General features: G+C 72.7%; 12 protein-coding genes. 9 read left to right on the top strand and 3 right to left on the bottom strand.

Going from position 1 to position 14,323, the window contains the following annotated elements:
* Positions 1–5: 5 nt before the first annotated feature.
* Entirely contained in the window at positions 6–455 is a 450-nt protein-coding gene (locus tag J2N69_RS07025) for a cell division protein SepF (RefSeq protein WP_127912473.1), read from the bottom strand.
* 292 nt (positions 456–747) lie between these two features.
* Between J2N69_RS07025 and J2N69_RS07020 the strand changes: the two genes are divergently transcribed.
* Positions 748–2,067, top strand: coding sequence for a DUF5685 family protein (locus J2N69_RS07020; protein WP_230904616.1), 1,320 nt, complete (start codon positions 748–750; stop codon positions 2,065–2,067).
* A gap of 22 nt (positions 2,068–2,089) precedes the next feature.
* On the opposite strand, the gene J2N69_RS07015 is transcribed toward J2N69_RS07020, so the two are convergent.
* Entirely contained in the window at positions 2,090–3,058 is a 969-nt protein-coding gene (locus J2N69_RS07015) for an ABC transporter substrate-binding protein (protein WP_230899960.1), read from the bottom strand.
* Positions 3,059–3,588: 530 nt separating this feature from the next.
* Between J2N69_RS07015 and J2N69_RS07010 the strand changes: the two genes are divergently transcribed.
* The 8 genes from J2N69_RS07010 to J2N69_RS06975 all read left to right on the top strand — a co-directional run bounded on the left by J2N69_RS07010 (position 3,589) and on the right by J2N69_RS06975 (position 13,045).
* Positions 3,589–4,500, top strand: a complete 912-nt coding sequence (locus J2N69_RS07010) for an amino acid ABC transporter permease (protein WP_230899959.1) — start codon at positions 3,589–3,591, stop codon at positions 4,498–4,500.
* Positions 4,497–6,251 (top strand): FAD/NAD(P)-binding protein, encoded by a 1,755-nt coding sequence (locus J2N69_RS07005; RefSeq protein ID WP_230899958.1) that lies wholly within the window; start codon positions 4,497–4,499, stop codon positions 6,249–6,251. Before J2N69_RS07010 ends, J2N69_RS07005 begins: the two co-directional genes overlap by 4 nt.
* Complete coding sequence (locus tag J2N69_RS07000) at positions 6,248–7,018, top strand: amino acid ABC transporter ATP-binding protein (RefSeq protein ID WP_272595813.1); 771 nt, start codon at positions 6,248–6,250, stop codon at positions 7,016–7,018. Before J2N69_RS07005 ends, J2N69_RS07000 begins: the two co-directional genes overlap by 4 nt.
* A gap of 48 nt (positions 7,019–7,066) precedes the next feature.
* Complete coding sequence (locus J2N69_RS06995; RefSeq protein ID WP_230899957.1) at positions 7,067–8,149, top strand: LLM class flavin-dependent oxidoreductase; 1,083 nt, start codon at positions 7,067–7,069, stop codon at positions 8,147–8,149.
* Positions 8,146–9,474 carry an NtaA/DmoA family FMN-dependent monooxygenase gene (locus J2N69_RS06990; RefSeq protein WP_230899956.1) on the top strand — a complete coding sequence of 443 codons (1,329 nt, stop codon included), beginning with the start codon at positions 8,146–8,148 and terminating at the stop codon, positions 9,472–9,474. Before J2N69_RS06995 ends, J2N69_RS06990 begins: the two co-directional genes overlap by 4 nt.
* 5 nt (positions 9,475–9,479) lie before the next feature.
* Positions 9,480–10,466, top strand: a complete 987-nt coding sequence (locus tag J2N69_RS06985) for a DUF1684 domain-containing protein (RefSeq protein WP_230899955.1) — start codon at positions 9,480–9,482, stop codon at positions 10,464–10,466.
* A gap of 197 nt (positions 10,467–10,663) precedes the next feature.
* Positions 10,664–11,566 carry a S1 family peptidase gene (locus tag J2N69_RS06980; protein WP_230899954.1) on the top strand — a complete coding sequence of 301 codons (903 nt, stop codon included), beginning with the start codon at positions 10,664–10,666 and terminating at the stop codon, positions 11,564–11,566.
* A gap of 396 nt (positions 11,567–11,962) precedes the next feature.
* Positions 11,963–13,045 (top strand): S1 family peptidase, encoded by a 1,083-nt coding sequence (locus J2N69_RS06975; RefSeq protein WP_230899953.1) that lies wholly within the window; start codon positions 11,963–11,965, stop codon positions 13,043–13,045.
* Positions 13,046–13,132: 87 nt separating this feature from the next.
* Here the strand turns inward: J2N69_RS06975 and J2N69_RS06970 are convergent, their stop codons facing one another.
* Positions 13,133–14,182 (bottom strand): ABC-2 transporter permease, encoded by a 1,050-nt coding sequence (locus tag J2N69_RS06970; RefSeq protein ID WP_230899952.1) that lies wholly within the window; start codon positions 14,180–14,182, stop codon positions 13,133–13,135.
* Between the last annotated feature and the right edge of the window lie 141 nt (positions 14,183–14,323).

The following is a 14,323-nucleotide window of genomic DNA, read 5'->3' as shown; positions in this document are numbered from 1 at the left end:
TGCCCCTAGCTCTGGTTGAAAAAGCCGTCCGAGGGGCGGCTCGTGGCCTCGCCGTTGACGATGTGCGTGTCGGCGGGGGTCAGCAGGAAGACCCGCGTCGCCACGCGCTCGATCGAACCGCGCAGGCCGAAGGTGAGACCGGCGGCGAAGTCGACCACGCGCTTGGCGTCCGTGGGCTCCATCGCCGTGAGGTTCATGATGACCGGGACGCCGTCCCGGAACAGCTCGCCGATGGCGCGCGCGTCCCGGAAGCTGTCCGGGGTCACGGTCCCGATCCGGCGCCCGTCGTCCACGGCCTTCTCGTCGGCCACCCGCCCCCGCGGGTCGGTGACCCAGGCCTCCGGCCGGCCGGGCCCCTCGTCCCGGTCGTCTTCGTAGCCGTCGTCGTAGTAGCGCTCGTCGTTGTTGTCGTCGACGAGGCCAAGCCAAGCACTTGCCTTGCGCACCGATCCCATGGACGCCTCCTCTCACTGCGGTTTCCCTGCGTTCCGCATTCCTATGCTCGTCCATGATGCGGATGGTGCGCCAAGTGGATAGTCGCCGCGCGGGGTTTTCGTGACGGTACTGGTGCACAGTCAACACGCCGACGCACGCCGTACTTCAAGGGCCGTACTGTGCGCGGTTGCTGACTGAGAGTGAAATATGATGGTCGACGGCGTATGGGTGACGGTGGGTGCGGACGGGTGAACGGTTCTCGCTACGATGCGGGAGCTGATCAGCTACGGGCCGCTCGGGGGAGTCGTCGTCGTGTTCGGAATCGTCAGGCCTTGTAGCCACCGCCTCGGTGAGGGGCTCAAGACGCAGTGGACAGCGCACCTGTGCGGGCTCTGCCTCGCGCTGCGCGGGGACCACGGGCAGTTCGCCCGCGTCGTCACCAACTACGACGGGCTCATCATCTCCGTCCTGACGGAGGCTCAGGCCGAGCGGTCCACCGGCTGGCGGCGCACCGCGGGGCCCTGTCCGCTGCGTGGGATGCGCACGGCCTCGGTCGCGCAAGGCGAGGGGGCGCGGCTCGCCGCCGCCGTCTCGCTGGTGCTCGCCTCGGCGAAGGTCCGGGACCATGTCGTCGACGGCGATGGGCTCCTGGCGCGACGCCCGGTGGCCGCCGCCGCGCGGCGCGTGGCCAGGAGCTGGGACAGGGCGGGCGCCCGGACCGGCTCCGCCGTGGGGTTCGACACGGCCGTCCTGGTGGACGCCGTCGAACGGCAGGCCGGGATCGAGGCCCTGGCGGGGCGCGGCACCTCGCTGCTCACGGTCACCGAGCCGACCGAGACCGCGACCGCGGCGGCCTTCGCGCACACCGCGGTCCTCGCCGGACGGCCGGGCAACGCGACGCCGCTCGCCGAGGCGGGCCGCCTCTTCGGTCGCCTCGCGCACCTGCTCGACGCGGTGGAGGACAAGGAAGCTGACGCCGCGTCGGGTGCGTGGAACCCCCTCACCGCGACCGGCACCTCCCTCGCCGAGGCCCGCCGCCTCGCCGACGACGCGCTGCACGGCATACGCCTCGCGCTGCGCGACGTGGAGTTCACCGACGGCAAGCTCGCGCACATGCTGCTGGCGCACGAACTGCGCCGCTCGGTCGACCGGGCCTTCGGGACGGACGCGTGCGGTCACGGCCACGGCCACCAGGTGACAGGGCATCAGGCGGGCTCGTTCGGGCCTCCACAGCAGGGTCCGCAGCAGGGGCCCCAGCCGGGGTCGCCACACGGGCCGCAGCAGGGCGGTCCCTACGGGGATTCCGCTGGGGGCCCGTACGGCTCGCAGCATCCCTATGGCGGGGGCGGCAACCCGTACGGGGGCGGCGGGCCGGGTGGTCCGGGCGGGCCCGGTGGCTTCGGTGGCGGTCCCGCCTTCGAGCCGCAGCCGCCGAAGCCGGGCAAGCGCGGCTTCTGGGCGGGATGCGCGGTCGCCATCGGCCTGTGCTGCACGTGCAAGATGTGCTGCGCCGACGAGTACGAAGGGCCGTGGTCCCGCAAGAAGCGCGAGGGCTGCTGCAACAACTGCGACTGCGACTGCGGCTGCTGCGGCATCTGCGAGTGCTGCTCCTGCTGCGACTGCGGGCTCTAAGCCGCCGTGGGGTGACGGGACGTCAGTCCGTGATCTCCGGCGGGGAGATCCGGGAGGCCTCGATCGCCGAGCCCCGGGTGCCCCACTTCTTCAGAATGCGGTCGTACGTGCCGTCCTCGATCAGCCGGTTCACCGCCGCCCGGAACGCCGGGGCCAGCTTCGTGCCCTTCTTGAAGGCGAAGCCGACGTCGAGGCGGCGGTACTCGCCGAGGAACCGCAGGCCCTCCTGCTGGTGGACCGCGTAGCGCAGGCCGTTGATGGTGGACATCACCACGTCGGCGCGGCCCTGCCGCAGGGCCGGCCAGACGGCGCCCGGCTCGGCGTACGTCTTGACGCCGTACGGCTCCTTGCCGGCCTCCTCGCACACATGCTTGTTGTCCTCCAGCGTCACCTCGAAGGTGGTGCCGGCGCCGGTCGCCACGTTCAGACCGCAGAGCTGTTCGAGGTGGGTGATCTTCTTCAGTCCGCTGTCCTCACGGACGGCGAAGCCCTGGCCGTCGTTGATGTACGTGACGAAGTCGATGGTCCTGCGGCGCTCGTCGGTCACGCCGAAGTTGCCCGTGCCGAGGTCGTACTTGCCGCTGCCGAGGGCGGGGAGGATCGCCTCGAAGCTCGCGGCCTCGCGCTTCAGCCGCAGCCCGAGGACCTTGGCGACGGCGTCCGCCAAGTCGATGTCCTGTCCGACGACCGTCCTGCCGTCCTCCCGGTAGAAGGCCCCGGGCGGGGTGCCGCCGACGGAGGCGGCGACGCGGAGGGTGCCCCGGGCGCGTACCTCCGGCGGCAGCAGCCGGGCCGCCGCCGCGTCCTTCTCGACCGGGGAGACGACGTCCGCGGTGGGGATCGTGCCGCTCCGTCCCGCGGGAGCGGCGCCCGTGGTGTCGGCGGCGCCCCCGGAGCCGCAGGCCGTGAGCGCGAGGGTGGCGGCGGTGATCAGGGCGAAGGCCACCGGGATGCGGCGGGAACGCTCGGGTGCGGGCAGGGCTGTGCTCATGGCTGTGCTCTCATGGCGTGGTTCTCCGGCTGGGCTGGACGAAGCGGGGCGGGGCGGAACGGCCGTGCGAGGGGAGGGGTGTCACCGCTCGCGGCGGGCGGAGCGGTGACGTGCGCGTGTGAAGGCGAGGACGACGGCGCGCGGGCGCGCGGCCGTCGGGACGAGGAGAGGGAGAGGGTGAGCGCGGGGACCCGCCCGGGCGCGGCGGAGCGGGCTCAGCGGATGCGAGCGGGCTCGGGTGCCGCGTGCGGCGCAGGGGGTCGGCTCAGGAGGGCATCAACAGGACGCCGACCACACGCGACCGAAGTCGATGTGGGAGCGCGTGACCAGCCACTGCTGTGGATGCATGGGCCAAGTGGAACAGGCATTCGGCGAGGTGTCAACTGCCGTGAGACGTACGGCTCATATGCTGGACGGCCTTGACAGCGGGCGCGAAACGGCCCGTACTCTCAAGGCGGATCGTGCTGAGGGGCTCGGTCCCGTGAAGGCGTCACCCGTGCTCGCACTCCCGTATCCACGGAGCCTTCCGCATGCCTTCCGGCACCTTCGCCAAAGCCGCGACCACCCCTCCTCCCGAAGATCCCGCGAATCCCGCAGATTCCGAAGAATCCGTAGGCCCCGATGGTCCTGAAGCGGCCTCCGCCACGCCCCGCATCGTGCCCCGGCCCCGCGCGGGCCAGTGGACGGCCGCCGCCCTCGTCCTCGCGCTGCTCGCGCTCGCCGCCCACTCCGTCGCCCGCAACGAGGCGTTCCAGTGGGACGTCGTCGGCGAGTACTTCACCACGGCGGCCGTGCTGCGCGGCCTCGGGCTCACGCTCTGGCTGACCGCGGCCGTCATGGTGCTCGGCTTCGCGCTCGGCACGCTGCTCGCCGTCGGCAGACTCTCCGCCAACCCCGTGCTGCGCGCGGTCAGTTGGGGGTACGTCTGGTTCTTCAGGTCGATGCCGATCCTGGTGCAGCTGCTGTTCTGGTTCAACATCGGGGCGCTGTACCCGCGGGTGTTCGGCGTCAAGACGGTCGACCTCCTCGGGCCCGTGACCATCGCCGTCATCGGGCTCACCCTGCACGAGGCCGCGTACGCCGCCGAGGTGGTGCGCGGCGGCATCCTCTCCGTCGACCGGGGGCAGACCGAGGCCGCGCGGTCGCTCGGCCTCGGCAGGTGGCGCCGCGGGTGGCGCGTCGTGCTGCCGCAGGCGATGCGCTCCATCGTGCCGCCGGCCGGGAACATGCTGATCGGCACCCTCAAGGGCACTTCCATCGTCAGCGTCATCGCGGTGCAGGACCTGCTCTACTCCGTGCAGCTCGTCTACCACCGCACCTACCAGGTCATCCCGCTGCTCCTGGTCGCCACCCTCTGGTACGTCGTGGTCACCTCGGTGCTCGGCGTCGGGCAGTACTACGTCGAGCGGTACTACGCACGCGGTTCGGAGCGTGCCCGGTGAGGCACTCGCTGGTGATCGTGGGTGCCGGTCCGCGCGGCACCGGGGTCATGGAGCGCCTCGCGGCCAACGCCCCCGAGCTATACGCCGGTCCGGGCCTCGACATCCACCTCGTGGACCCCTACCCGCCAGGCGGCGGCCGCGTCTGGCGGCACGACCAGTCCCCCCTGCTCTGGATGAACTCGCAGGCCAAGGACGTGACGATGTTCACCGACGCGACGGTGGAGGTCGCGGGGCCCGTCCTGCCGGGTCCCTCCCTCGACGCCTGGGCCGGGCTCGACGGCCGCGCCTTCGCCGGCCGCCGCGAGCAGAGCCGGTATCTGCGCTGGGTGTACGAGAAGGCCGTGGCCGCCCTGCCGCCCGGCACCGTCGTCCACCACCACCGGCGCAGGGCGGTACGCGTGACCGGGCCGCGCGGGGGCCGCCAGGCGGTGTGGCTGGAGGGTGTCACGGCGCCGCTCGCAGCCGACGCCGTCCTCCTCGCCCAGGGCCACCTGGACGCCGAACCGGACGACACGCAGCGTGAGTTGACCTCGTACGCCGAGCGGCACGGACTCGTGCACCTGCCGCCCGACTTCACCGCCGACGCCGACCTCACAAGTCTCGCGCCCGGCGAACCCGTGCTCGTACGCGGCTTCGGGCTCGCCTTCGTCGACCTGATGGTGCTGCTCACCGAGGGGCGCGGCGGCCGGTACGAGGGGAGGGCCCAGGACACGTACATCCCGTCCGGACGCGAGCCCGTCCTGTACGTCGGCTCACGGCGAGGCGTCCCCTACCACTCCAAGATCGGCTACGACTGGACGGGTGAACCGCCGCCGCTGCCACGCCACTTGGGGCCCGCCCAGATCGACACGCTGCTCGCCCGGCCCGGCGGCCACGACTTCCGGCGCGACGTGTGGCCGCTCATCGAGCGGGAACTCGGCTTCGCCCACTACCACCGCCTCTTCACCGCCCACCCCGAGCGCACCCGCATGGCCTGGCGGGACTTCGACGAGAAGTACGAGGCCTGCGCCCCCGGCAGCCCCGAACGGGACGCCCTCATCGCCTCCGCCGTGCCCGACCCCGCCGACCGGCTCGACCTCGCCGCGCTCGACCGGCCGCTCTCCGGAGTGCGCCACACCTCGTACCAAGCGCTCCAGGAGGGTCTGCGCGGCCACATCGCCCGGGACCTCGCGCGCCGCCACGACCCGGCGCACAGCCCCGACCTCGCCGTCTTCCTCGGGCTCCTCTCCGTCTACGGGCAGCTGACGCGCCTCCCGGACGTCGGGACGTGGTGGCACGGCTTCTTCAGCCTCCTCGCGTCCGGGCCGCCGGGGCCGCGGCTGCGGCAGCTGCTCGCCCTGTCGCGCGCCGGTGTCGTGCGGTTCCTCGGCGCCGACGTCGAAGTCGCCGCCGAGGGCGGGGTGTTCAGGGCCCGCAGCGCCACCCTGCCGGGCCATGTCACCGAGGCCCGCGCGCTCGTCGAGGCACGGCTGCCGCAGCCCACCGTGGCCCGTACCCGTGACCCGCTGCTGCGCGCGCTGCACGCCGAGGGCGCGGCGGCGACCGAAGCCGGCCTGCTCGCCGTCGACCCCGCCGACGGACGCGTCCTCGACCGCGCGGGCGTGCCCCACCCGCGGCGCTTCGCACTCGGCCCGCACACCAACGCGCGGGGCGCGGGCGCCTTCACCCGGCCGCGCACCAACAGCCCGTCCTTCCGGCAGAACGACGCCACCGCACGCGCCCTGCTCGACATCCTGGGAGCCGCACGATGACCGCCACGACCGCCATGGTCGAACTCCGTTCCGTACGCAAGTCCTTCGGCCCCCTGGAGGTCCTCAAGGGTGTCGACCTGACGGTGGCGGCCGGGGAGGTGACCGTGATCCTCGGCCCCTCCGGGTCCGGCAAGTCGACGCTCCTGCGCACCATCAACCACCTGGAGAGGGCCGACGCGGGGTGGGTGAGCGTCGGCGGCACGCCGATCGGCTACCGGCGCTCCGGCGACAAGCTGTACGAGCTGCCCGAACGCGAGGTGCTCAGGCAGCGCACCCGGATCGGCTTCGTCTTCCAGGACTTCCACCTCTTCCCGCACCTGACCGTCCTGGAGAACGTCGTCGAGGCCCCCGTCTGGGCCCTGAAACGGCCCCGAGCGGCGGCCACCGCGAGCGCGAAGGCCCTGCTCGCCCGGGTCGGACTCGCCGACAAGGCGGGCGCCTACCCCCGGCAGCTCTCCGGCGGGCAGCAGCAGAGGGTCGCCATCGCCCGGGCGCTCGCCCTGGAGCCGAGGCTCCTGCTCTTCGACGAGCCGACCTCCGCGCTCGACCCGGAACTGGTGGGCGAGGTCCTCGACGTCATCAAGGACCTGGCGCGGCAGGGCACCACGATGATCGTCGTCACGCACGAGATCGGCTTCGCCCGCGAGGTCGCCGACACCGTCGTCTTCATGGACGACGGGCGCGTCGTCGAACAGGGCGCCCCGGACGACGTACTGAACGCCCCGCGGCACGCCCGCACCAAGGCGTTCCTCTCCAAAGTCCTCTAGACGCGGGTCCTGCGGACGCAGCCGGACCCGCCGAGAAAGGTTCAGCCGATGACCGATCATGGAAGCGGCCGTGGCCCCCTGCACATCGCCGCCGCCATCGACCTCCTCGGAACGTACGAGTCCGGCCCCTACGCGGAGCTGGCGCTCCTGGCCGAGCGCGGAGCCCTGGACTTCGTCACGCTGGGGGACTCCTTCGCGCGGCCCGGCCCGGACGCGCTCGCCGTGGCCGCCAGGATCGCGCCCGCCACCGGCCGCGTCGGACTCGTGCCGACCGTCACGACCACGCACACCGAGCCGTTCCACGTGCAGGCCGCCGTGGCCACCCTCGACTGGGTCAGCCGGGGCCGGGCCGGCTGGGCCCTGGACGTGTCGGCGACCGAGGCCGAGGCCCGGCTCTTCGGGCGGCGCGGGGCCGCGCCGCCCGAAGAGCTGTGGCGCGAGGCCGGTGACGTCGCCGACGCGGCCGCGCTGTTGTGGGACAGCTGGGAGGACGACGCGGAGATACGGGACGTCGCGAGCGGCCGCTTCATCGACCGGGACAAGCTGCACCACGTCGACTTCGAGGGGCGCACCTTCTCGGTGCGGGGCCCCTCCATCGTGCCGCGGCCCCCGCAGGGCCATCCCGTACGGGTCGTCGACGCCACCGCCCCGCCCGCCCGCGAGGCCGCCGCCCGGCACGCGGACGTCGCCCTGGTGCGCGTCGCCTCCGTCCGCCAGGCGGATGCCGCGCGGGCCGAACTGCGGGGCCTCGCCGCGGGGTCCGGCCGCGACCCGGACACGCTGCGGGTGTTCGCCGCCCTGGACGTGGACCTCGGCGGCGGTGAGTGCGCCGCCGAGCCGGGCCACGGGGGAGGGCCGCTGCCCACCGCCGAGGGCCCCGCCTACCGGGGCGGCCCCGTCGACCTGGCCGAGCTGATGGCCGACTGGCACCGCGCGGGCGCCGTCGACGGCTTCCACCTGACGCCCGTCGAGCCGCACCGCGACCTGGAGCGGCTCGTCAACGGAACCGTCGCGCTGCTCCAGCACCGCGGACAGTTCCGCACCTTCTATCCGGGCAGCACGCTCCGGGAGCACCTGGGGCTCGCCCGGCCCGCCAACCGTCACACCGCGCTCGCAGGGGAGCCGTCATGAGCGAGAAGACCACCGGGCACGCAGGGCAGGCCACCGGCAAGCAGATCCATCTGGCCGCCCACTTCCCGGGCGTCAACAGCACCACCGTCTGGTCCGACCCGAGGTCCCGCTCCCACATCGACTTCTCGTCCTTCGAGTACCTGGCCCGCACCGCCGAGCGCGGCCTGTTCGACTTCTTCTTCCTCGCCGAGGGGCTGCGGCTGCGCGAGCACAAGGGGCGCATCCACGACCTGGACGTCGTCGGCAGACCCGAGTCGCTCACCGTCCTGGCCGCGCTCGCCGCCGTCACCGAGCGGCTCGGCCTCGCGGCCACCGTCAGCGCGACCTTCAACGAACCCTTCGAGCTGGCCCGCAGGTTCGCCACCCTCGACCACCTCAGCGCGGGCCGCGCCGCCTGGAACGTCGTCACCACCTCGGACGCCTTCACCGGGGAGAACTTCCGCCGCGGCGGCTACCTCGACCGGGCCGACCGGTACACGCGGGCCGCCGAGTTCCTGGCGACGGCGCGGCAGCTGTGGGACTCCTGGACGCCGGACGGCCGGCCGCGGCCCTTCGCGCACCACGGGGAACACTTCGCGATCGAGGGCGAGTTCACCGTGCCGCGCTCCCCGCAGGGGCACCCCGTGGTGATCCAGGCGGGCGACTCGCCCGAGGGGCGGGAGTTCGCCGCCTCGGCCGCCGACGTGATCTTCACCCGGCACGGCACACCGGAGGCCGGCCGCGCCTTCTACGCCGATGTGAAGGGCCGCCTGGCGACGTACGGGCGGGCCCCCGACGACCTGAAGATCATGCCCGGCGTCACCTACGTCCTCGGCGACACCGCCGCCGAGGCCCAGGAGAAGGCCGCCGAGATCCGCCGTCTCCAGGTCTCCCCGCAGAACGCGATCCTCGCCCTGGAGCAGGTCTGGGGCGTGGACCTCTCCTCGTACGACCCGGACGGGCCGCTGCCCGACATCGACCCGGACCCCGGGTCGGAGCTGGCCCAGGGCCGCGTGAGGATCGGCGACCCGCTCGCCGTCGCGGCGAAGTGGCGGGCGCTGTCCGAGGCCAAGGGGCTCTCCATCCGCCAGACCGTCATCGAGACCACCGCCCGCCAGACCTTCATCGGCACCCCGCGATCGGTCGCCGAGGAACTGGTGGAGGCCGTCCGCACCGACGCGGCCGACGGCTTCATCCTCATCCCGCACCTCACCCCCGGCGGCCTCGACGACTTCGTCGAGAAGGTGGTGCCCCTGCTCCAGGAGCGCGGCGCGTACCGCACGGAATACGCGGGCGCGACGCTGCGCTCGCACCTCGGGCTGCGCGAGCCCGTATGGAAGGGTTGATCACCATGAGCACCGAACACGCCAAAGGCGCCGAGCACACCGAAGACGCCGAGCGCGCCGACGGTACCGAGGGCGCCGAGCGCGCCGAGCGCGGTGACGGCACTGAGCGCGCCGAGCACACCGAAGACGCCGAGCGCGCCGACGGTACCGAGGGCGCCAAAGGCACCGAGCGCACCGAGCACGCCGGACACACCGGGCCCGCTTCGGACGCGGAACCCGTACGGGACTGGGAGCGCTGGCACGCCGAGCGCGCCGAGACGGTCGCGGCCCCCTACGGGCCGCTCTCCCTCACCGGCACCCACTGGCTCACCGACCATCCGGACGGTTCAATTCTGGACATCCCCGGGCGGTGGACCGGGACGCCCGACGCGGTCGTCCTGACCGCCCGCGCGGAAGACGGCCTGACCGTCGACGGGCGGCCCCTGGACGGCGAGGTCCGGCTGACCGCCGACAGCGGCCCAGTCGCCGAGGCCCGCGTCGCGCACGGACAGCGCCGGCTCGTCGTCATCCGGCGCGAAGGGCTGTGGGCGGTACGCGACTTCGACCCGGACGCCGCCACGCGCCGCGCCTTCAAGGGCATCGACGCCACCCCGTACGACGCCCGCTGGGCCGTGCCCGGGCACTTCACCCCGTACGACGAGGACCGCACCGTCACGGTCGGCAACGCGGACGGCAAGGAGCGTGGCCTCGGGCTCGGCGGTGAGCTGTCCTTCCGGCTCGGCGGCACCGAACACACCCTCCAGGTCAGCGTCGAGGCCGACGGTTCCCTGTGGGCGGTCTTCGCTGACGCCACCAGCGGGGTGTCCAGCTACCGCTTCCGTTTCCTGCGGCCCGCCGCGCCCGACGCCGAGGGGCGTACGGCGGTCGACTTCAACCGGGCGCTGCTGCCGCCGTGCGCCTTCGCCGATCACTTCATCTGCCCCTTCCCGCCGCCGGGCAACACGCTGACCACGGAGATCGCGGCGGGGGAGCGGGATCTCCTCGACCGCTGAGCGGGATCGACAACGGGCGGGACAGGGACCGGCGCACGGCCGAAAGGCGCCCTTGTGCGGCCGGTCCTCGCCCCCCAATACTCCCGAGCAGCGCTTGTCAGGAGCACGGCATATCCGGAATCCGGGCTTGCTCTTGGCTGCGCCTCACGGGTCCTCAACCCACAAGGACCCACTGACTTCCCTCGGGAGGGAACAACGTGAGGATCAAGCGCACCATCCCCCACACCGGCATGGCCAGACGCACCCGTCTGCTCGCGATAGCCACCGGGCTCGTCGCCGCCGGAGCGCTCGCCGTCCCCGCGGCGAACGCGCAGGACGGCAGGGACACCTTCAGCGCCCCGCAGCTGAAGCAGGCCAGCGACGCCGTCCTCAAGGCCGATGTCGCGGGCACCGCCTGGGGCATCGACCCGAAGACCAAGCAGGTCGTCGTCACCGCCGACAGCACGGTCTCCAAGGCGGAGATCGCCGAACTCAAGGCGGCCGCCGGGTCCAACGCGGGCGCCCTGAAGATCGAGCGCACCCCGGGCAAGTTCCAGAAGTACATCTCGGGCGGCGACGCCATCTACGCGGACAGCTGGCGCTGTTCCCTCGGCTTCAACGTCCGCAACGGCAGCACCTACTACTTCCTGACCGCGGGGCACTGCACCGACGGCGCGGGCACCTGGTGGGCCAACTCGGCGAAGACGACCGTGCTCGGCACCACGCACGGCTCCAGCTTCCCGACGAACGACTACGGGATCGTGCGCTACACGAACACCTCGATCACCAAGTCGGGCACGGTGGGCAACCAGGACATCACGAGCGCCGCCGACCCGACGGTCGGACAGAACGTGACGCGCCGCGGCTCCACCACCGGCACGCACAGCGGCCGGGTCACCGCGCTCAACCAGACCGTCAACTACGGCGGCGGCGACGTCGTCTACGGCATGATCAAGACCACGGTCTGCGCCGAGCCCGGCGACAGCGGCGGCCCGCTGTACGCGGGTACCACCGCGCTCGGCCTGACCTCCGGCGGCAGCGGCAACTGCTCGTCCGGCGGCACGACGTTCTTCCAGCCGGTCACCGAGGCGCTGCGCGCGTACAACGTCAGCGTGTACTGACCAACGGCAGCACGACGAGCCCCCGTCCGGTCCCCGGGCGGGGGCTCTGCCGTGGACCGGCTCCGTGAGACCACCGGCGAGAACCGGACAGGACTAGTCCTCACACACTGATGACCCTTCCCTCGCACAGGGTGTTTGCAACGGGAACGACGTGGCGCGATGGGGTCGTACGAGAGCTGAAGGGCGCACGGCCCGTTTTCGCGTGCGCGTCCAGAAGTGGACCTTGTGTGCGACCGCGAGGCGTCGGGATAGTGGGCGAGCAACTTGGCATGGACGCGGCCACGTCGGCGCGGCGAACGCCGCCGTCCGGCGTGGCCATCTCGTGCCGCGTACCGCCTACGACCCGTCAGGCCCCCACGCCGGGCGGGTCGTTCCCCCCACAGGAGGTCGTGAGTTTTGAAGCACCGACGCATATCCAAGCGGCGTGCCGCCGTGGCAGGCGCGGGCATCGCCGCGCTGGTCGCCGCGGGAGTCACCTTCCAGAGTGCGAACGCGAGCGAGAGCGCGCCGGACCCGACCCCGGATGTCCTCTCCGTGGCGAAGGCCGGAAAGCTCGCATCGACCCTGACCCAGGACCTCGGCGCGGACGCCGCGGGCACGTACTACGACGCCAAGGCCAAGGCCCTCGTCGTCAACGTGCTGAACGAGAGCGCGGCGGAAGCCGTGGAGTCGGCGGGCGGCAAGGCCAGAATCGTCGAGAACTCCCTGGCCGAGCTGAAGCGCGCCCGTACCACGCTCGACGAGAAGGCGGCCGTGCCCGGCACCTCGTGGGCGATGGACCCGGCCACCAACAAGGTCGTCGTCACGGCGGACCGCACCGTCAAGGGCGCCGCGCTCGACAAGGTCGGCTCGATCGTGAAGAGCCTCGGCGGCAAGGCCGAACTCAAGCACAGCAAGGGCGAGTTCAAGGCCTTCCTCGCCGGTGGCGACGCGATCTTCGGCGGCGGCTCGCGCTGCTCCCTCGGTTTCAACGTCGTCAAGGACGGCCAGCCCCACTTCCTGACGGCGGGCCACTGCGGCAACGCGGTCAAGAGCTGGTCCGACGCGCAGGGCGGCCAGGAGATCGGCACCACGGTGGAGTCGAGCTTCCCGGGCGACGACCACGCCCTCGCGAAGTACACGGCCGACACCCCGCACCCCAGCGAGGTGAACCTCTACAACGGCAGCAGCCAGCCGATCACCAAGGCGGGGGAGGCCACGGTCGGGCAGAAGGTGCAGCGCAGCGGCAGCACCACGCAGCTCCACGACGGCGAGGTCACCGCGCTGAACGCCACGGTGAACTACCAGGAGGGCCAGGTCGACGGGCTGATCCAGACCACGGTCTGCGCCGAGCCCGGCGACAGCGGCGGCGCGCTCTTCGCCGGTGACACCGCGCTGGGCCTCACCTCGGGCGGCAGCGGCGACTGCTCCTCCGGGGGCGAGACCTTCTTCCAGCCGGTGACGGAGGCGCTGACCGCGTACGGCGCGCAAATCGGCTGAGGCAGAGACTGAGGCCGGGTCTGCCGGAACCGTGTGCGCCCCGCCCCCGCGACCCGCGGGGGCGGGGCGCACACGGTTCCCCGCCGCTCAGGGGGCGAGGGGCCTGCCGTACTGCGTGCCGCTGAGGTCGATCGAACCGTTGGCCGGCCGGCCGCGCCGGGCGGACAGCGCGAGGGTGACGACCACGCCGACCAGCGCCCAGGCGGCCAGGACCAGCAGCGGCCCGGTGAGCGCGTTCCCCTCGAAGTACGCGATGGAGCGCGCCGACCAGGTGCCCGCGCCGGGCGGCAGCCAGGGCCCGATCGCCTTCCAGAACGCCGGCAGCATGGGCAGCGGGAAGGCGCCGCCCGCGCTCGGGTTGCCCCCGATGACGATGATCAGGACGGCCAGGCCGATGCCCACGATGCCGGTGAGCGCCTGGAGGGCGAGCGTGATCGCGCCGACCCCGAAGACGACGAGCGCGCCGAGGCCCCACAGGCCCATGACGCTGCCGGGCAGGGCGCCGAGGATCGGCCCGATGATGACCGCGCCGCCGAGTCCGCCGACGATCGAGTAGAGCGCCATGGTGCCGAGCCGGATGATCGCGCGCGGCAGGTTCGCGGCCCGGGAGCCCGCGCTGATCGCCAGGATCGACGCGCACAGATAACCGCCGACGCACCAGCCGACGACCAGGTAGAAGGACGAGAGCCCGTTGAAGTCCTTGTCCGACGCGGCGGCCACGTCCACGGTCTTCACCGTGCGTTTCTCGGCCGCGTCCGCCTCGGTGAGGAGCGTGGTCAGGGTCCGGGAGAGCGCGGTGCCGCCGCCGGAGGCGACCAGGAGGGTGTCGGTGGTGCCGCGTGGGTCGACGACCAGGGCGCCGTCGATGTCGCGGTGCATGATCTGGCGCCGGGCCGTGGCCTCGTCCTTGAGGACGCGGGGGTCCAGGGGGTCGCCGGGGAGCTTCTTCAGCCGGTCGGCGGTCTCCTTCGCCGCGGGGCCCGGGGCGACCACTCCGAAGGCCACGTCCTTTGGTCTCGGGTCGTGCAGCGCCCCCACGTAGGAGGCGATGAACAGCAGCTGGAGGGCGAGTACGCCGATGACGAGCAGGGCTGCTCGCGGGGTGACGGCGCTCTTGAACTCATCGACGAACTTCATGCCCCCACGCTCCGGGGCGCCGGTCGTTCCCGCAGGTGGGATGGGCCGAACGGGCGACGCCCGGGGTGGCCGGGGAGGGGCCTCGCACACGTGTCGTACACGCGTTCGAAACTTGGTCTATGGTGGAGGCGGGGGATACGA

It is taken from the genome of Streptomyces huasconensis, assembly GCF_021028635.1.
In the GTDB taxonomy this organism is placed as follows: domain Bacteria; phylum Actinomycetota; class Actinomycetes; order Streptomycetales; family Streptomycetaceae; genus Streptomyces; species Streptomyces huasconensis.
Note: the sequence above shows the minus strand (reverse complement) of the source record. Positions and strands in the feature narration are given on the sequence as shown.